This window comes from Aeromonas sobria (assembly GCF_050266975.1).
Lineage (GTDB): Bacteria > Pseudomonadota > Gammaproteobacteria > Enterobacterales > Aeromonadaceae > Aeromonas > Aeromonas sobria_B.
Window position 1 is genome coordinate 36628 of sequence record NZ_JBKISU010000034.1, and the last position, 17545, is coordinate 54172.

General features: G+C 64.0%; 14 protein-coding genes. 9 read left to right on the forward strand and 5 right to left on the reverse strand.

Features of this window, described 5'->3' with window-relative positions:
- Positions 1-22: 22 nt before the first annotated feature.
- The 3 genes from pssA (at position 23) to ACLHZ1_RS17330 (ending at position 5905) form a co-directional block, all read left to right on the forward strand.
- On the forward strand, positions 23-1372 hold the full coding sequence (gene pssA, locus ACLHZ1_RS17320) for a CDP-diacylglycerol--serine O-phosphatidyltransferase (RefSeq protein ID WP_427263068.1): 1350 nt from the start codon (positions 23-25) through the stop codon (positions 1370-1372).
- 158 nt (positions 1373-1530) lie between these two features.
- A complete protein-coding gene (gene recG / locus ACLHZ1_RS17325; RefSeq protein ID WP_427263069.1) occupies positions 1531-3600 on the forward strand; it encodes an ATP-dependent DNA helicase RecG in 2070 nt (689 codons plus the stop codon).
- A gap of 268 nt (positions 3601-3868) precedes the next feature.
- Positions 3869-5905 (forward strand): AsmA-like C-terminal region-containing protein, encoded by a 2037-nt coding sequence (locus tag ACLHZ1_RS17330; RefSeq protein ID WP_427263070.1) that lies wholly within the window; start codon positions 3869-3871, stop codon positions 5903-5905.
- Positions 5906-5969: 64 nt separating this feature from the next.
- Here the strand turns inward: ACLHZ1_RS17330 and ACLHZ1_RS17335 are convergent, their stop codons facing one another.
- On the reverse strand, positions 5970-6872 hold the full coding sequence (locus ACLHZ1_RS17335) for a YiiD C-terminal domain-containing protein (protein WP_408796823.1): 903 nt from the start codon (positions 6870-6872) through the stop codon (positions 5970-5972).
- A 51-nt stretch (positions 6873-6923) separates the two neighbouring features.
- On the opposite strand from ACLHZ1_RS17335, the gene ACLHZ1_RS17340 reads away from it, so the two are divergent.
- A complete protein-coding gene (locus ACLHZ1_RS17340; RefSeq protein WP_427263071.1) occupies positions 6924-7577 on the forward strand; it encodes a spermidine synthase in 654 nt (217 codons plus the stop codon).
- Between the two features lie 6 nt (positions 7578-7583).
- Here the strand turns inward: ACLHZ1_RS17340 and dtd are convergent, their stop codons facing one another.
- The 4 genes from dtd to typA all read right to left on the reverse strand — a co-directional run bounded on the left by dtd (position 7584) and on the right by typA (position 11183).
- The gene (dtd, locus tag ACLHZ1_RS17345; protein ID WP_427263072.1) at positions 7584-8021 is read right to left on the reverse strand and encodes a D-aminoacyl-tRNA deacylase; all 438 of its coding nucleotides are present in this window, start codon (positions 8019-8021) and stop codon (positions 7584-7586) included.
- Positions 8022-8124: 103 nt separating this feature from the next.
- Positions 8125-8247, reverse strand: a complete 123-nt coding sequence (locus ACLHZ1_RS17350; RefSeq protein ID WP_427263073.1) for a ribonuclease BN — start codon at positions 8245-8247, stop codon at positions 8125-8127.
- Positions 8248-8258: 11 nt separating this feature from the next.
- Positions 8259-9131: a virulence factor BrkB family protein gene (locus ACLHZ1_RS17355; RefSeq protein ID WP_427263074.1), complete on the reverse strand. Its 873-nt coding sequence runs from the start codon at positions 9129-9131 to the stop codon at positions 8259-8261.
- A gap of 240 nt (positions 9132-9371) precedes the next feature.
- Positions 9372-11183 carry a translational GTPase TypA gene (gene typA, locus ACLHZ1_RS17360; RefSeq protein WP_408796827.1) on the reverse strand — a complete coding sequence of 604 codons (1812 nt, stop codon included), beginning with the start codon at positions 11181-11183 and terminating at the stop codon, positions 9372-9374.
- 348 nt (positions 11184-11531) lie between these two features.
- Between typA and glnA the strand changes: the two genes are divergently transcribed.
- The 5 genes from glnA (at position 11532) to add (ending at position 17372) form a co-directional block, all read left to right on the forward strand.
- Positions 11532-12941, forward strand: a complete 1410-nt coding sequence (glnA, locus tag ACLHZ1_RS17365) for a glutamate--ammonia ligase (protein ID WP_408796828.1) — start codon at positions 11532-11534, stop codon at positions 12939-12941.
- A gap of 95 nt (positions 12942-13036) precedes the next feature.
- A complete protein-coding gene (locus ACLHZ1_RS17370) occupies positions 13037-13597 on the forward strand; it encodes a DUF4124 domain-containing protein (RefSeq protein WP_427263075.1) in 561 nt (186 codons plus the stop codon).
- Between the two features lie 80 nt (positions 13598-13677).
- Positions 13678-14733, forward strand: coding sequence for a nitrogen regulation protein NR(II) (glnL, locus tag ACLHZ1_RS17375; RefSeq protein WP_408796830.1), 1056 nt, complete (start codon positions 13678-13680; stop codon positions 14731-14733).
- A 9-nt stretch (positions 14734-14742) separates the two neighbouring features.
- Positions 14743-16161 carry a nitrogen regulation protein NR(I) gene (gene glnG / locus ACLHZ1_RS17380; protein WP_427263076.1) on the forward strand — a complete coding sequence of 473 codons (1419 nt, stop codon included), beginning with the start codon at positions 14743-14745 and terminating at the stop codon, positions 16159-16161.
- A 209-nt stretch (positions 16162-16370) separates the two neighbouring features.
- Positions 16371-17372, forward strand: a complete 1002-nt coding sequence (add, locus tag ACLHZ1_RS17385) for an adenosine deaminase (RefSeq protein ID WP_427263077.1) — start codon at positions 16371-16373, stop codon at positions 17370-17372.
- The last annotated feature ends 173 nt before the right edge of the window (positions 17373-17545 follow it).

Here is a 17545-nt window from a genome sequence, read left to right on the forward strand (position 1 = left end):
CTCAGTGATATCAGGTTTCTCTATGCATTCATCGGCCCATTATCGACAGTTGTTGGCGCGCCTGCCCCAGATTGCCGTTGCCGCCCAGCAGTTTCAGACGCTCTACAGCGCCCGTGATTTCAAGAGCCGGATCCTCTCGCTCATCCAGCAAGCCACCCAGCGCATCTATCTGGTCGCCCTCTATCTGCAAGATGACGAGGCGGGACGCGAGATCATGGCCGCCCTCCACGCCGCCAAGCAGCGCAACCCGGCGCTGGATATCAAGCTGTTCGTCGATTTCCACCGGGCCCAGCGCGGCCTCATCGGCAAGGGCAAGCAGGGGGGCAACCATCTGATGTATCAGGCGATGGCCGCCCGGCATGAAGACCCCATCGCCGTCTATGGCGTGCCGGTCAAGGGGCGCGAGCTGCTCGGCGTGCTGCACCTCAAGGGCTTCATCTTCGATGACACCCTGCTCTATTCGGGGGCCAGCCTCAACGACATCTACCTGCATCAGCAGGATCGCTACCGCTTCGACCGCTATCACCAGATAGAGAGCGCCGAGCTGTGCCGCGCCATGGTCAACTATGTGGACGATCAGTTCGTCGCCAACCCCGCCGTGCAGCGCCTGGATCAGACGCCTATCCCGACCGCCAAGCAGCTCAAGGGGCCGATCCGCCGCTTCAAGCTGAGCCTGCGCCAGAGCCAGTACCGCTTCAACACCAGCAAGGCGGGCGACACCGAGGTCGCCATCACCCCCCTGGCGGGCCTGGGCAAGCGCAACAACCTGCTCAACCGCACCATCCGCAACCTGGTGCGGACCACGGAGCGGGAGATCTTCATCTGCACCCCCTACTTCAACCCGCCCAAGGAGCTCAGCAAGGACATAGAGTCCCTGCTCAACCGGGGCTGCAAGGTGACCATAGTGGTGGGGGACAAGACCGCCAACGACTTCTTCATCCCCCCCGGCGAGAAGTTCAGCACCATAGGCGGCCTGCCCTATCTGTACGAGACCAACCTGCGCAAGTTTGCCGAGCGCAACCAGCATCACATCGATGCGGGCAGGCTGGACCTCATGCTGTGGCGTCACGAGCGCAACTCCTATCACCTCAAGGGGATCTTCGTCGATGAGGAGTGGGCCCTGCTCACCGGCAACAACCTCAATCCCCGCGCCTGGGCGCTGGATCTGGAGAACGGTCTGCTGATCCGGGACGAGCGAGGACTGCTGGCCGGCCAGTTCGCCGAGGAGAAGGCCAACATACTGGCCAATACCAGCCGTATCGACAGCTTCGGCCAGGTGGAAGAGCCCAAGGACTACCCGGAGCAGGTGCGCAAGCTGCTGGCACGGATCCACAGGGTCAAGGCGCACCTGCTGCTCAAACGCATCATCTGAGCCCTGATCCGCCACCCCTTTTCGCCCCTGCAAAGGCCTGCCGTTTTCGGCAGGCCTTTGTCGTCGAGGCCCTGTCACCCCGTCCGCGCGGCTTGCGTCGCAACCTCAATAGACCCTATCATCTGGACATATTTACAGTGATCGCAGGCATCTGATTGATGAAATTGGATAAAATCCCTCTCGATAGCCTGAAGGGTGTCGGCAGCAAGATGCAGGAGAAGTTCGAGCGGCTCGGGCTCGCCACCGTGCAGGACCTGCTGTTCCACCTGCCCCACCGCTACGAGGATCGCACCCAGGTGTGGCCCATCGGCGACCTGATGCCGGGTCTCCATGGCGCCGTCGAAGGGGAGATCCAGGATACCCAGCTGGTGATGGGCCGCCGCCGCATGCTGGTGTGCCGCATCAGTGACGGCACCGGCAGCCTGACCCTGCGTTTCTTCAATTTCACCGCGGCCCAGAAGAACAGCCTGGCCCAGGGGCGGCTGATCCGCTGCTTCGGCGAGGCCCGCCCCGGCAAATTCGGCCTGGAGATGGCCCACCCCGAGTACAAGCTGCTCGGCGAGGAGCAGGCCGGCCAGACCGAGACGGCCCTCACCCCCGTCTACCCCACCACGGAGGGGCTGCGCCAGCTCACCCTGCGCAACCTCACGGATCAGGCGCTGCTGCTGCTCGACCAGCACGGGGTGGAGGAGCTGCTGCCCGCCGGTCTCTACCCCCAGCAGATCGATCTGGCCGCCGCCCTCAAGCTGCTGCACCGCCCGCCCCCCTCCGTGGCCCTGGATCAGCTCGACCAGGGTCAGCACCCGGCCCAGCGCCGTCTGGTGCTCGAAGAGCTGCTGGCCCACAACCTCTCGGTGCTGAAAGTCCGCGCCCAGGCCCAGACCCAGCATGCCCACGCCCTGGCCCCGGCCCCGACCCTGGTGGCACAGCTGCTGGCCGCCCTGCCCTTCAGCCCCACCGGTGCCCAGCGCCGGGTGGTGGATGAGATAAGCCGGGATCTGCAACTGGGCCATCCCATGATGCGACTGGTGCAGGGGGACGTGGGCTCGGGCAAGACCCTGGTGGCGGCGCTCGCCGCCCTGCAGGCCATCGGCAACGGCTGCCAGGTGGGGCTGATGGCGCCGACCGAACTGCTGGCCGAGCAGCACGCCATCAACTTCGCCAACTGGCTGGCGCCGCTCGGCATCAAGGTCGGCTGGCTGGCGGGCAAGCAGAAGGGCAAGGCGCGGGAGGAGGCGCTCGCCGCGATCAAAGACGGCAGCGTCAAGATGGTGGTGGGCACCCACGCCATCTTCCAGGAGCAGGTGGTGTTCGAGCGACTCGGGCTGGTGATCATCGACGAGCAGCACAGGTTCGGGGTGCACCAGCGCCTCGCCCTGCGGGAAAAAGGGGAGCGGGACGGCGTCCATCCCCATCAGCTGATCATGACCGCCACCCCCATTCCTCGCACCCTGGCGATGACCGCCTACGCCGATCTTGACACCTCCGTCATCGACGAGCTGCCGCCGGGGCGCACCCCCATCACCACGGTCGCCCTGCCGGACAGCCGCCGGGGGGACGTGATCGAGCGGGTCAGGCTCGCCTGCGAGGAGGGCAAGCAGGCCTACTGGGTCTGCACCCTGATCGAGGAGTCCGAAGTGCTCGAATGCCAGGCCGCCGAGGACACCGCCGCCGAGCTGCAGGCCCTGCTGCCCGGCCTGCACATCGGCCTGGTCCACGGCCGGATGCGTCCGATCGAGAAGCAGCGGGTGATGGAGGAGTTCAAGGCGGGCATATTGCAGCTGCTGGTCGCCACCACCGTCATCGAGGTGGGGGTGGACGTGCCCAACGCCAGCCTGATGATCATCGAAAACCCGGAGCGGCTCGGGCTGGCCCAGCTGCACCAGCTGCGGGGCCGGGTCGGCCGGGGGTCGGTGGCCTCCCACTGCGTGCTGCTCTACCACGCCCCCCTCTCCAAGACGGCCCAGAGCCGGCTCGGGGTATTGCGGGAGACCAATGACGGCTTCCTCATCGCCCAGCGCGACCTCGAGCTGCGCGGCCCGGGAGAACTGCTCGGCACCCGCCAGACCGGGCTGGCGGATCTCAAGATCGCCGATCTGGTGCGCGACCAGCCGCTCATCCCCCAGGTGCAGAAGCTGGCTCGTTTCCTGATGGATCAGCATCCGAGTCACGTCGATCCCCTGATCCGCCGCTGGCTGGGACTCCGAGATCACTACTCCAATGCCTGACCCGGAGACATACATGTGCAGAAGATGGTCAGATTGCCTGATGGACCGGCATCCGGGTCACGTCGATCCCCTGATCCGCCGCTGGCTGGGACTGCGAGATCACTATTCCAATGCCTGAGCGGAGAAAACCATCATCATGATACCCAGGCTGCCTGATGGATCCGCACCCAGGCCACGCCATATCGACCCGCGGCTCCGCCGACGTTCGGGGCGGCGGGACCACTATTCCAACGCCTGATCCCCATCCGGCCACAGGAGGAACACACAGATGAATGCCTGGTTACGTGCCCTGCTCTACTTCTTCGCCTTCCTGCTGCTGTTCGTCTGGATGGGGCTCGGCCTGTTCGATGCCCAGCGGGCCAAGGATCCCATCGCCAGCTGGCTCAGTCGCCAGACCGGCGTACCGGTCACCATAGGCCGACTGGTGTTCAACCCGCTGCACCCCTACACCCTGCTGGCGGAGCAGATCAGTTATGGGGATGACGTCAGGGTCGAGAAGCTCTATGTCGAGGTCGACAGCATCGACTGGCTGAGCCGGGACGTGCGCCTCGCCCACCTGGATCTGATCAAGCCCAGCATCCGCTGGCCCCTGCCCAACCAGCTCCCCGCCCTGCCGCTGCGATCCCTCACCATAGGGGACAGCAAGATAGATGGCCTGAACCTGACCAGCGACGACCTCACGCTGCGGGGGGCCAGCGCCACCCTGCGCAACTGGCAGCTGCTCGGCCCGGGCCAGCAGGTGCAAGCCGATCTCTCCCTCACCATCAACCGCCTCGAGAGCCCCACGCTGACCCTGAGCCAGCTGGCCCTCGACGGCACGCTGCAAGGCCAGGTGCTGAGCACGGATCGCCTGGTCACCCGGCTGTTCGATGGGGTGGTGGAGAGCGCCATGGTGCTGGACTGGCCCGCTCGCAGCCTGCGCCTGGGGGATCTCAAGGCCCGGGGGCTGCGCATCGAGCTGGCGGATCTCGGCGATCAGCCCTGGCCCCTGCGCCGGATCAGTCTGGATCGGGGTGACTTCCAGCATGTCAGCCTCAACTCCCTGGAGGGCGAGTTCGCCCTCAACGACTTCAACGGCGAGCTGAACCAGTTCGAGTGGCAGGCGGGGAGCCCCGCCAGCGGCCAGCTGCTCGGCAGCCTGGGGGATGCGGGCCGCGGCCTGTTCCAGCTGGAGGAGATAGAGGGACAGCTGAGCTTCTCCGGCCAGCAGATCGGCGCCGCCCTCAAGGGCAAGGCCTATGACGGCCGCTTCGACACCCTGTTCAGCCTGGATCCCGATCGCCAGCGCCTCACCCTGCGCCAGCTGACCCTGAGCGGCATGGACATCAGCCTGCCCCAGGGGTGGTGGCAGGCCTGGCAGGCCGCCGTCCCCACCCGGCTCGAGATAAGCCAGCTCCATTTCGACAAGCTGAGGGTCCTCTCCTTCGACGACGCCCTGCCCCTCTCCCTGAGCGGCTGGAACCTGGAGCTGGCGCAGCTGGGACTCGAGGGCGGGCAGCCCCTGGCCCTGAGCGAGCAGGGCGCCATCCAGAGCGACTGGATAGAGCTGGTGTGGGACGGCCTCTCGGCCCGCAATGGCCAGCTGGTAGTCACTGCCACGCCGCAGCAGTGGCTGCTGGAGCGCCTCGCCAGCCAGCTGGCCGACGGCGGCAGCCTGAGCGCCAGCGGCCTGTGGAGTCGCCAGCCCCGGCAAGCCTCCCGTCTGCGACTCAAGGGGGAGCAGCTGGATCTGGATCTCTGGGGGGAGCTGCTGCACAGCCCCCTCTCCTTCGCCGGCAAGGCCGATCTGGATCTGGCGCTGCAGGCCGATCTCGCCGACTGGCGCCACAGCCTGAGCGGCAGCCTGAGCCTGGATGCCAAGGACCCCTTCTGGGATGGGGTCAAGCTGGATCCTCTGCTCGATGCCTGGTTCAAGGCGCCACAGCCCCCGACCCTGAGCCCACAGGCGCTCTGGCAGGCGATGCAGGAGGGCGACACCCCCTTCTATCGAGTCAGGCTCGAGGCCAGGGCGGATCAGGGGAAGATCGCCATCGAGCAGGGCGGGGCCTCCACCATCACCCACCTGCTGGCCCTGGGCGGCGGGCTGGATCTGGGGGCGGACAGCTGGCAGCTCGATGTCGGCGCCCTCAACCGCGAGGGGTGCGCCGAGCTGGTCGGCCAGTGGCGCGACCGGCTCGAGGCCCCCACCCTCGGCTGGCAACTGCTGGGCGAGAAGGCCAGCTGCGACTGGCAGCCCGGAGTCAGCTATCCCGCCCAGGGGCGCAACAGCCCCCTCCATCGCCCCGGCTCACCTCAGGGCGGCTAGGGCGCCCATCAGCAGCAAGGCCTCCCGCGGGAGGCCTTGTCGATCACAGAGGGCAAACCCCGCCCTAGCCGCGCCGCACCGGCTGCACCACATAATGGCCGAGGAACTCGGCGGCGAGCCGGCAGCCGCTGAACAGCTGGATCTTGAGGCTGAACTTGGCGGACTGGCCCGCCTTGAGCGGCGCCAGCACGGCGGGCATCCCCTCCCGGGCGACCCGCGCCTCCGGCTCCTCGGTGACGGGACGGTAGTATTTGATCTCCCCCTGGGCCAGCACAGTGTCCCCCACCAGCCCCTCCTCCTTGAGCTGCAGCCAGATGAGGCCCCAGCCCGCCAGCACGCACTGGCTGTAGATGCTGCCGGCGAACATGGTGTCATGGACGTTGAGGTTGGCGGCCAGGTTGGCCTTGAGATGGAAGGTCTGGCCGTCATAGTGGGTGATGTGCACCCCCATCTTCTCGCTGATGGGGATCCCCCTGGACCAGCGGGTGGTCAGATCCTGACACCACTGGGGGCGATACTGTATGGTCTGCAGGGGGCTGAGGGACTTGATCATCTGCCGATGGGGGATACGGCCAAAGGAGACCGGCCCCTCGCCCACCTCGAGGAAGCCGCACTTGCGATAAAACTCCACCGCCTCCTGGCGGGCGTTCATGACCAGGCGCTTGACCTTCTCCTGGCAGGCGAGCTGCTCCAGATCCGCCACCATGCGCGCCCCCAGCCCCTGGCCGCGATAGTCGGGCAGCATGGCCATGAAGCGGATCTGGGCCTCGTCTCCCCCGACGAACAGCCGCCCCACGGCGATGGGAGTTCCATCGGGGGCCAGCATCATCCGATGAATGGCAACAGAATCGTATTCGTCCCGCTCCGAGCCCAGGGGGAAGTTGAATGGCTTGCGCAGCAGTTCCCAGCGCAATTGATAATACGCCTCCAGCTCCGACTCCGTTTGAGGGGTTACCACCCGGTACATAGCGACATCCTTGAGTTACACTGGTCGAAAGCCATCTTGCCGTGCAATTTCATGGACTTCAATCTACAGACGTATCGCGCCGAACAGTTATTGCACCTGGGAGTCAGTCCGGCTCGCCGCATCTACGTACAGCAGAACGAGCGGCATCGCTGGCTGGAGATCGACGGCGTGGTGCAGTCCGCCATGGTACTCAGCGCCCCCCACCAGCTCTGCCTGCCCCATCAGAAGACCATAGCCGCCCTGCTGCCGGCGCGAGCCAGCCGCGTGCTCGAGCTGGGCCTGGGAGGCGGGGACATGGGCCGCCACCTGCAGGCCCGCTGGCCCGAGGCCGAGTTTGACGGCGTGGATCTCGATGCCGAGGTGATCAGCCTCTATCGCGACTTCTTCATGACAGACGAGGCCCTCGGCCGCCAGCGGCTCCATCGGGCCGATGCCCTCTCTTTCCTGATGGAGGCGCCGGGATGCCATGACCTGATCCTGGTCGACCTCTTCAGCCAGGATGGCAACCCCCCGCTCCTGTTCTCCCCCCACTTCTACCAGGCCCTGGCCGCCCGGCTGGAGGGCGAGCTCATCATGAACCTGCTGCCGAGGACGGGCCGCGAGCTGGATCGGGTGCTGACCCTGGTCGAGCGCTGGATTGGCCCGGCCCAGCTGAGGGGGGTGCCCGGCTGCATCAACCAGATAGTCCACGCCAGGCAGGGCTGAGCCGGGCTACACCTGCAACCAGAAGGTCGTCGGCCCCTCGTTGAGCAGGGCCACCTTCATGTCGGCGGCGAACCGACCGGTTTGGGTCGGCACATCGCCGGCCCGGGCCCGGGCCACGAAATAGTCGTAGAGCCGCTCCGCCTCCTCGGGGCGGGCGCCGCCGGAGAAGCTGGGCCTCATCCCCCGACCCGTATCCGCCGCCAGGGTGAACTGGGAGACCACCAGCAAGCTGCCTCCCACCTGGCCCACATTGAGGTTCATCTTGCCCTCGGCATCGGGGAAGATGCGATAGCCGCTCACCCTGTGCAGCAACTTGTCGGCCTTGGCCTCGTCATCCCCCTGCTCCACCCCGAGCAGCACCAGCAGCCCCTGACCGATGGCGCCGATGACTTCCCCCTCGACGGTGACGCTGGCCTCGCTGACCCGCTGAATCAATGCAATCACTCGCTGCTCCTCTGACTGACAACCCTGGAAATGAAACGACCGCCTCAGGGGCGGTCGTCGATGCTACCAATAAAACGGGGGGCAAGGCGATGGTTCAGATGACTCAGGCCAGCTCCTCATGCCCCGGCTTCTCGTACTCCCCGAGGCAGGCGGTGGTCTCGGCGCCGAGCAAGACCACCAGCCAGCTGAGATAGACCCAGACGAACAGGATGGGAGGACGATGCAAACGCCAGGGCCTCAGGCCAGCTCCTCATGCCCCGGTTTCTCGTACTCCCCCAGGCAGGCGGTGGTCTCGGCCCCCAGCAAGACCACCAGCCAGCTGAGATAGACCCAGACGAACAGGATGGGAATGGTCGCCAGGGCGCCATAGATGGCCTGATAGGAGGGGAAGTTGGTGATGTAGAGCGCGAAGCCACGCTTGGCCAGCTCAAACAGCACCGCCGCCACCAGGGCCCCGATCAGCGCATGCACCAGCCGCACCTTGCAGTTGGGCACCACGGTATAGATCAGCAGGAAGCCGAACACGGAGAACAGGAACGGCAGGCTGCGCAGCAGCAGGTAACCGACGCCGAACAGGCTGTCCGCAGCAAACAGCTTCAGGGACAGTATGTAGGAGGAGATGGCGATGCTGGCCCCGATCAGCACCGGCCCCAGGGTCAGTATCATCCAGTACATGGCAAAGGCCTGACCCAGGGGGCGGCTCTGGGTGGAGCGCCAGATGTAGTTGAGGTTCTTGTCGATGGCCGAGATCAGCATCAGGGCCACCACCACCAGGGCGCCGATGCCCACCGCCGTGGTGTTGGTGGCGTTGGCCACGAAGCCGTCTATGTACTCCTTGAGCATCTCACCGGCGGTGGGTACGAAGTTGTGGTAGACGAACTGCTCCATCGCCTGTTTCAGGCTCTGAAACACCGGAAAGGCGGACATCATGCCGAATACCACGGCGATCATGGGCACCAGGGAGAGCAGGGTGACATAGGCCAGGTAGCCGGCGGTGACGGTCAGCCTGTCCTGCTGAAAACGGCCCCAGACGAACTGGGCGAAGTGGCGGCCATCATGGCGCAAGAAGGAGGAGGCATGCGCCAGCTGGCGACGAAGGTGATGCTGCATATTGGCTTCCTAACGAACAAATCATGACGCTATTGTGCCAGCTTAGCCCCCGGATTGCCCGATACCGGACGAAATGAGTCCCGAGACGGCCCGAGCTGGCCTGTGACAACCCTCGGCATCCAGGCCGTGAAGCGCCGCGCCCTTCCCAGGCTTCGCCCATAAAAAAAGTCCGAACGCCTGGGGCGTTCGGACTCTGATTGCCGTCATTCGGGCCGGTTCAGCGGCCCGATGAGGGAGGGATCAGGCGCGGCCGGCGCGCTTGCGATCCATCTCGGTCAGCAGCTTTTTACGGATGCGGATGGCCTTGGGCGTGATCTCTACCAGTTCATCGTTGTCGATGAACTCCAGAGCCTGCTCCAGGGTCATGCGGATCGGCGGAGTCAGCACCTGGGCTTCGTCGGTACCGGAGGCACGCATGTTGGTCAGCTGCTTGCCTTTCAGGCAGTTGACGGTCAGGTCGTTGGAGCGGGAGTGGATCCCGATCACCTGGCCTTCGTACACCTCGGTCGCGTGACCGATGAACAGACGACCGCGATCCTGCAGACCGAACAGGGCGAAGGTCAGGGCCTTGCCGGTGGCGTTGGAGATGAGCACGCCGTTCTGACGCTCGCCGATGCTGCCACCCTTGTGCGGACCGTAATGGTCGAAGGTGTGGTACAGCAGACCGGTACCCGAGGTCATGGTCAGGAACTCGGTCTGGAAGCCGATCAGGCCACGGCTCGGGATCATGAAGTCCAGACGGACACGGCCCTTGCCATCCGGGGTCATGTTGGTCATCTCGCCTTTACGCAGGCCGAGTTGCTCCATGACGGAACCCTGGTGGGCTTCTTCCACGTCGACAGTGACGGTTTCGAACGGTTCTTGCAGAACGCCATCCACGGTGCGCAGGATAACTTCCGGACGGGATACCGCCAGCTCGTAGCCTTCGCGACGCATGTTTTCGATCAGGATGGACAGGTGCAGTTCACCACGGCCGGAGACGCGGAACTTGTCCGGATCTTCGGTCTCTTCCACGCGCAGGGCCACGTTGTGGACCAGTTCCTGGTTCAGACGCTCCAGGATGTTGCGGGAGGTGACGAACTTGCCTTCTTTACCGGCGAACGGCGAGGTGTTGACCTGGAAGGTCATGTTCACGGTCGGCTCGTCGACGGAGAGGGGCGGCAGCGCTTCAACGGCGTTGTTGTCACAGATGGTGTCGGAGATCTTCAGCTCGCCCAGACCGGTGATGGCGATGATGTCGCCCGCTTGCGCGTCGGTCACTTCGGTACGGGACAGACCCAGGTAGCCCAGGACCTGACCGACCTTGCCGGTACGGCTCTTGCCGTTGGCACCGACGATGGTGACCTGCTGGTTGGTCTTGACGCGGCCGCGGGTGATGCGACCGATGCCGATGACGCCCACATAGGAGTTGTAGTCCAGCTGGGAGATCTGCATCTGGAAACCACCGTCGGCATCGGCCGCAGGCGCTTCCACGTTGTCGACGATGGCCTGGAACAGGGGTTCCATGTTCTCGGACGGTACGTCTTGATCCAGGGTGGCCCAACCGTTCAGTGCAGAGGCGTAAACAACCTTGAAGTCCAGTTGCTCATCGGTGGCACCCAGGTTGTCGAACAGATCGAAGACCTGATCCATTACCCAGTCAGGACGCGCGCCCGGACGGTCGATCTTGTTGATGACCACGATGGGTTTCAGACCCTGGGCGAACGCCTTCTGGGTCACGAAACGGGTTTGCGGCATGGGGCCGTCAACGGCGTCGACCAGCAGCAGCACGGAGTCAACCATGGAGAGCACGCGCTCAACCTCACCGCCGAAGTCGGCGTGACCCGGGGTATCCACGATGTTGATGCGGTAGTCGTTCCAGCGGATGGCAGTGTTCTTGGCGAGAATGGTGATGCCACGTTCCCGTTCCAGATCATTGGAGTCCATGATCCGTTCCTGACCTTCGCTGGTGCGGTCCAGAGTACCGGACTGCTGCAGCAGCTTATCCACCAGGGTCGTCTTGCCGTGGTCAACGTGCGCAATAATCGCAATATTGCGTAAATTCTCTAACATTCTCGCCTCAATCACCGGGTAAAATTGGGCGCTAATTGTACTCTCGCCTTTGTGATCTGCCTAGCAGAATCGCAGTAGATTCACGCACGAGAGTGGATCTGGATCATGGACCCGGGGCAACAAGCCTGTTTAGATGGGACTTAGTCGCCGTCGCACTGGTTTGGTGCACCAAAAAGATCCCTGAATGCACCAACATGATGCACGACGGCACGAAAGCAGCTGGTTTTGGGACGCCAAGATGCGGCAACTGCCCTGAAATCAAGCTGTCACAAACTTGGCACGATACTCGCTTATGTGAATCTGATGACGCATTCACCCAAAGAGTTTTAACACCGGAGGTTACTTAGCATGTCAGCTCAGAACGTAATGGCCTTGATCCAGGAACATGAAGTCAAGTTTGTCGACCTGCGCTTTACCGACACCAAGGGTAAAGAGCAGCACGTTTCCATTCCCTCCCACCAGATCGACGAAGACTTCTTCGAAGACGGCAAGATGTTCGATGGCTCCTCCATCGGCGGCTGGAAGGGCATCAACGAGTCTGACATGGTGCTGATGCCGGATCCGGCCTCCGCCAAGCTGGATCCGTTCACCGAAGAGACCACCCTGAACATCGTCTGTGACATCCTGGAACCAGCCACCATGCAGGGCTACGACCGCGATCCGCGCTCCATCGCCAAGCGTGCCGAAGACTTCCTGAAGTCCAGCGGCATCGCCGATACCGTGCTGTTCGGACCGGAACCCGAGTTCTTCATGTTCGACAACATCACCTTCTCGAACACCATGGGTCACAGCTTCGTCAAGATCGAATCCGAAGAAGCGGCCTGGAACTCCGGCACCGCCTACGAGCACGGCAACAAGGGTCACCGTCCCTTCGTCAAGGGTGGCTACTTCCCGGTTGCACCGGTCGACTCCTCCCAGGACATCCGCGCCGCCATGTGCCTGGTGCTGGAAGAGATGGGCCAGGTCGTCGAGGCTCACCACCACGAGGTGGCCACCGCCGGTCAGAACGAGATCGCCACCCGCTTCAACACTCTTACGCTGAAGGCTGACGAAGTGCAGGTCCTGAAGTACGTGATCCACAACGTGGCCCACGCCTACAACAAGACTGTCACCTTCATGCCCAAACCCATGTTCGGTGACAACGGCTCCGGCATGCACTGCCACCAGTCCCTGGCCAAAGATGGCGTCAACCTGTTCGCGGGTGACCTGTACGGCGGTCTGTCCGAGATGGCGCTGCACTACATCGGCGGCATCATCAAGCACGCCAAGGCCATCAACGCCTTCGCCAACCCGACTACCAACTCCTACAAGCGTCTGGTGCCGGGCTACGAAGCGCCGGTCATGCTGGCCTACTCCGCCCGCAACCGCTCTGCCTCCATCCGTATCCCTGTGGTGCCGAGCCCGAAAGCTCGCCGCATCGAAGTGCGCTTCCCGGACCCGGCGGCCAACCCCTACCTGGCCTTCGCCGCCCAGCTGATGGCCGGCCTGGACGGCATCATCAACAAGATCCATCCGGGCGATGCCATGGACAAGAACCTGTATGATCTGCCGCCGGAAGAAGCCGCCGAAGTGCCGACCGTTGCCGGTTCCCTGGACGAGGCCCTGTCTGCACTGGACAGCGATCGCGAGTTCCTGACCCGTGGTGGCGTGTTCAGCGACGACTTCATCAACTCCTACCTGGAGCTGAAGCAGCAGGACGTGGACCGCGTGCGCATGACCCCGCACCCGCTGGAGTTCGAACTCTACTACTCCGTCTAATCGGCGCAGTCAGTACCAAATGGATAATAAAACCCGCCTCATGGCGGGTTTTTTCTCTGTTAGGCTTTAAGCGGGATCCCATCGAGGAGAGAGGCATGAACCTCAGCCACCTGGCCGGATTATTGTTGCTGACAAGCCTGGGCGTCCATGGCGCCAAGATCTACTCCTGGGTGGATAGCCGGGGCATCACCCACTACACCAATGCCCCCCCCGCGGGCCAGCAGAGCCAGGAGATCGACCTGCGGGTGGCCCCCCTGGTCGGCACGGTTCCCCAGTCGGTACAGGTCGCCAATTACCACCACCTGACCGGCACCGATCTCGAGCAGGCCGAACTGGCCATTACCCTGATCTCTCCCGAAGCAGAGAGCACGCTGCGCGACAACACGGGCAACATCGTCTTCGAGGCGCGCGTCACCCCCACCCCTCCCCCCCAATTCGATCTGCGCCTGCTGCTCGACGGCAAGGAACGTGCCCGGGTCAGCAATACCCTGATGCTCCGCCTGGAGAACCTGGATCGGGGCACCCATAAGGTGCAACTCGAGCTGCTGGCAAAAGACGGTACGATCCTTGCTAAATCAGAGGTAGTGACTTTCTACCTGCACAGGACCAGAGTCAATCAGGCCGCTGCCGCCAGCGCCACGCCTCGTAAGGGGTGATCCTCTGCACCGATGCAGGTAGACTGAATGCACTATATTGGTGCATTGCCGGTGTGTAGCACCGTTTTAGGGAGAAACCTGTGCCAGTCCGCTCGGATCAAGCCAAGACATTACTCGACAACCTGCTGACCGCCGTCATCCTGATGGATGAGCGCCTCTGCATCCAGTTCGTCAACCCGGCGGCAGAACAGCTGCTCTCCCTCAGTCAACGCCGGCTGATCGGGCTGGAACTGCCCCATCTGCTGGAGCACATCTCCCTCGATCTCAACCGCTTTCGTCAGTGTCTGGCATCGGGTCAGGGCTTCACCGACAGCGAGGTCACCCTGGTGGTGGAAGGGGAGCCGCGCCTGGTCGAGCTCAGTGCCAGCCCGCTGGCCGACCATGAACAAAGGTTGATCGTGGTGGAGCTGCGCAAGATAGACCAGCAGAAGAAGATCAGTCAGGAGCTGCAGCAACATGCCCAGCAACAGGCGGCCAGAGAGCTGGTGCGCGGCCTGGCCCACGAGATCAAGAATCCCCTCGGCGGCCTGCGTGGCGCCGCCCAGCTGCTACAAAAGGAGCTGCCCAACCCGGCGCTGCGCGAATACACCGGCATCATCATAGAGCAGGCCGACAGGCTGCGGCTGCTGGTCGACCGGCTGCTCGGCCCCCAGCGCCCCGGCCGCCATCAGGTGCACAATGTCCATTCGGTGCTGGAGCAGGTGCGCCGCCTGGTGGAGCTGGAGCTGCCCGGCGGGATCCGCATCGAGCGGGATTACGACCCCAGCATCCCCGAGTTCGAGATGGAGCCGGATCAGCTGCAACAGGCGTTTCTCAACATGGTGCGCAATGCCGCCGAGGCCCTGGGCAACCAGACCGGCCTCATCAGCATTCGCACCCGCACCGTGTTCCAGATCACCATCCACGGCAAGCGCTACCGCCTGGCGGCCGAGATCAAGATCATCGACAACGGCCCCGGCATCCCGGATGCCATCCGCGACACCCTCTTCTACCCCATGATCACCGGCAAGGAGGGGGGCACGGGTCTGGGTCTTTCCATCGCCCAGAATCTGATCGATCAGCACAAGGGCCGCATCGACTGCATCAGCTGGCCGGGCCACACCGAGTTCACCGTTTATCTACCGCTTCGCAAATAAGGGATCTTCATGACCGCAAAAGTATGGATCGTCGATGACGACAGCTCGATCCGCTGGGTGCTGGAGCGCACCCTCGGCAGCGAAGGGTTCGAGTGCGAGAGCTTCGCCGATGGCGAGGCCCTGCTGCACTCCCTGGAAGCACGCACCCCGGATGTGATCCTGTCCGATATCCGCATGCCCGGCATAGACGGCCTCAGCCTGCTGGAGCAGATCCACCGTCGTCAGGCGGACCTGCCCATCATCATCATGACCGCCCATTCCGACCTCGACGCCGCCGTCAACGCCTACCAGCGCGGCGCCTTCGAATACCTGCCCAAGCCCTTCGACATAGAGGAAGCGGTCACCCTGGTGTGCCGGGCCGAGAATCACCTCAAGGAGCAGCGCACCAAGCGCAAGGCCCGTCAGCAGGAGGCCGGCAGCAGCCCGGAGATCATCGGCGAGGCTCCCGCCATGCAGGAGGTGTTTCGCGCCATCGGCCGGCTGTCGCGCTCCAGCATCTCGGTGCTCATCAACGGCCAGAGCGGTACCGGCAAGGAGCTGGTTGCCCACGCCCTGCACCGCCACAGCCCGCGGGCCCACAAGAACTTCATCGCCCTCAACATGGCGGCCATCCCGAAAGATCTCATCGAATCCGAACTGTTCGGCCATGAGAAGGGTGCCTTCACCGGTGCCAACAACATACGCCACGGCCGCTTCGAACAGGCCGATGGCGGCACCCTGTTTCTCGACGAGATAGGCGACATGCCGCTGGACGTGCAGACCCGGCTGCTGCGGGTGCTGGCGGACGGCCAGTTCTACCGGGTCGGCGGCCATCAGCCGGTGCAGGTGGACGTGCGCATCATCGCCGCCACCCACCAGAATCTGGAGAAGCGGGTCGCCGACGGCGAGTTTCGGGAAGATCTGTTTCACCGCCTCAACGTCATCCGCATCCACATTCCGGCCCTCAGGGAGCGGCGGGAAGATATCCCCCAGCTCGCCCACCACTTCCTGCTGCGGGCCGCCAAGGAGCTCAACGTCGAGGCCAAGAGCCTGCACCCGGATACCCAGGCCTTCATCAGCCGGCTGCCCTGGCCGGGCAATGTGCGCCAACTGGAGAACGTCTGCCGCTGGCTCACCGTCATGGCCTCTGGCCAGGAGGTGCTGGTCGCCGATCTGCCCACCGAGCTGCTGACCCCCATCGCCACCGTCGCCGAGCCGGGTCAGCCCGCCCTCGCCGGCGGCTGGCAACAGCAGCTGCGCGACTGGGTTGCCAGCAAGCTGGCCCTAGGGGAGATAGACATACTGGCCGACGCCATGCCCCAGTTCGAACGGATCATGCTGGAGACGGCGCTGGAGCATACCCATGGCCACAAGCAGGAAGCGGCGCGCCTGCTCGGCTGGGGCCGCAACACCCTCACTCGCAAACTCAAGGAGCTCGATTTCTCCTGAGCATCGGCCGGCCCCCGCCCAAGGGGGCCCCGCCATCCCTCCAGCCCAGTTCATGACCACCCAGGCTCTCGCCCCGGCCCGCCAGAAAAACGCTTACCATCACGCCCACGGCAATCCAGGCCCCTTTGATTTCAAACAGGGTATCTTTTTTGTCATCCCCGCCTAGAATGGCTAGCTTCTCTATCATCGGCTCGAAGAAGGCACCCCTAATGATTGACAGATCCCTCCCCCTGACCGACCTCCATCGTCACCTGGACGGCAACATCCGGGCCCAGACCATCCTCGAGCTCGGCCGTCAGCACAACATAGCCCTGCCCGCCCTCGAGCTGGAGGCATTGCGCCCCCATGTGCAGATCGTCGAGAAGGAGCCCAGCCTGGTGGCCTTCCTCAAGAAGCTGGACTGGGGCGTGGCCGTGCTGGCGGATTATGACGCCTGCCGCCGGGTTGCCTACGAGAATGCCGAAGACCTGCTGCACGCCGGCATCGACTATGCCGAGCTGCGCTTCAGCCCGGCCTACATGGCCATGGCCCACAAACTGGACCCCCAAGGGGTGGTGGAGGCGGTGATCGACGGCGTCCAGGCCGGCTGCCGCGACTTCGGCGTCAAGGCCAAGCTCATCGGCATCATGAGTCGCACCTTCGGCACAGCGCAGTGCCGCCGCGAGCTGGAGGCCTGCCTGGCCCACGGCAACCAGCTGGTCGCCATCGATCTCGCTGGTGACGAACTGGGCTTTCCCGGCGAGCTGTTCACCGAGCATTTTCGCCGGGTGCGCGATGCCGGTCTCCATGTCACCGTCCATGCCGGTGAGGCCGCCGGCCCCGAAAGCATGTGGCAGGCCATTCGCGATCTGGGGGCGACTCGCATCGGCCACGGGGTCAAGGCGGTGCAGGATCCGCGCCTGATGGATTATCTGGCCGAGCAGGGCATCGGCATCGAGTCCTGCCTCACCTCCAACCTGCAGACCAGCACGGTGGAGAGCCTGCAACGCCACCCGATCCGCCAGTTCCTGGACCATGGCGTGCTCGCCTGCCTCAATACCGACGATCCTGCGGTGGAGGGCATAGAGCTGCGCCACGAATACGAGGTGGCCGCCCCGACCGCCGGTCTCAGCGCCGGCCAGATACGCAGCGCCCAGGAAAATGGCCTCAAGCTGGCCTTCCTGAGCAAGCAGGAGAAGGCCGAGCTGGCCGCCAGCGCCGTCGCCCGCTAAGCCCGCTCATCGGGGCGGCCCTGACAACCATAAAAAAAAACCGCCGATGAAGTGAACCCCGAAAGTTGGACACCCAACGAGTAGGGGTTCTTCGTTTCTATGGGAAAGCAAAAATACTCGACCGACTTCAAACGTCAGGTCGTTCTTCACTATCTCAACGGTCATGACGGTGC

Bases quoted from the DNA above. Each gene is read 5' to 3' on its own strand.
- glnG (WP_427263076.1), top strand. From the start codon at position 14,743: ATGACCGCAAAAGTATGGATCGTCGATGACGACAGCTCGATCCGCTGG.
- glnA (WP_408796828.1), top strand. From the start codon at position 11,532: ATGTCAGCTCAGAACGTAATGGCCTTGATCCAGGAACATGAAGTCAAG.
- ACLHZ1_RS17340 (WP_427263071.1), top strand. From the start codon at position 6,924: ATGGACTTCAATCTACAGACGTATCGCGCCGAACAGTTATTGCACCTG.
- add (WP_427263077.1), top strand. From the start codon at position 16,371: ATGATTGACAGATCCCTCCCCCTGACCGACCTCCATCGTCACCTGGAC.
- typA (WP_408796827.1), bottom strand. From the start codon at position 11,183: ATGTTAGAGAATTTACGCAATATTGCGATTATTGCGCACGTTGACCAC.
- pssA (WP_427263068.1), top strand. From the start codon at position 23: ATGCATTCATCGGCCCATTATCGACAGTTGTTGGCGCGCCTGCCCCAG.
- ACLHZ1_RS17335 (WP_408796823.1), bottom strand. From the start codon at position 6,872: ATGTACCGGGTGGTAACCCCTCAAACGGAGTCGGAGCTGGAGGCGTAT.
- ACLHZ1_RS17355 (WP_427263074.1), bottom strand. From the start codon at position 9,131: ATGCAGCATCACCTTCGTCGCCAGCTGGCGCATGCCTCCTCCTTCTTG.
- recG (WP_427263069.1), top strand. From the start codon at position 1,531: ATGAAATTGGATAAAATCCCTCTCGATAGCCTGAAGGGTGTCGGCAGC.
- ACLHZ1_RS17370 (WP_427263075.1), top strand. From the start codon at position 13,037: ATGAACCTCAGCCACCTGGCCGGATTATTGTTGCTGACAAGCCTGGGC.
- ACLHZ1_RS17330 (WP_427263070.1), top strand. From the start codon at position 3,869: ATGAATGCCTGGTTACGTGCCCTGCTCTACTTCTTCGCCTTCCTGCTG.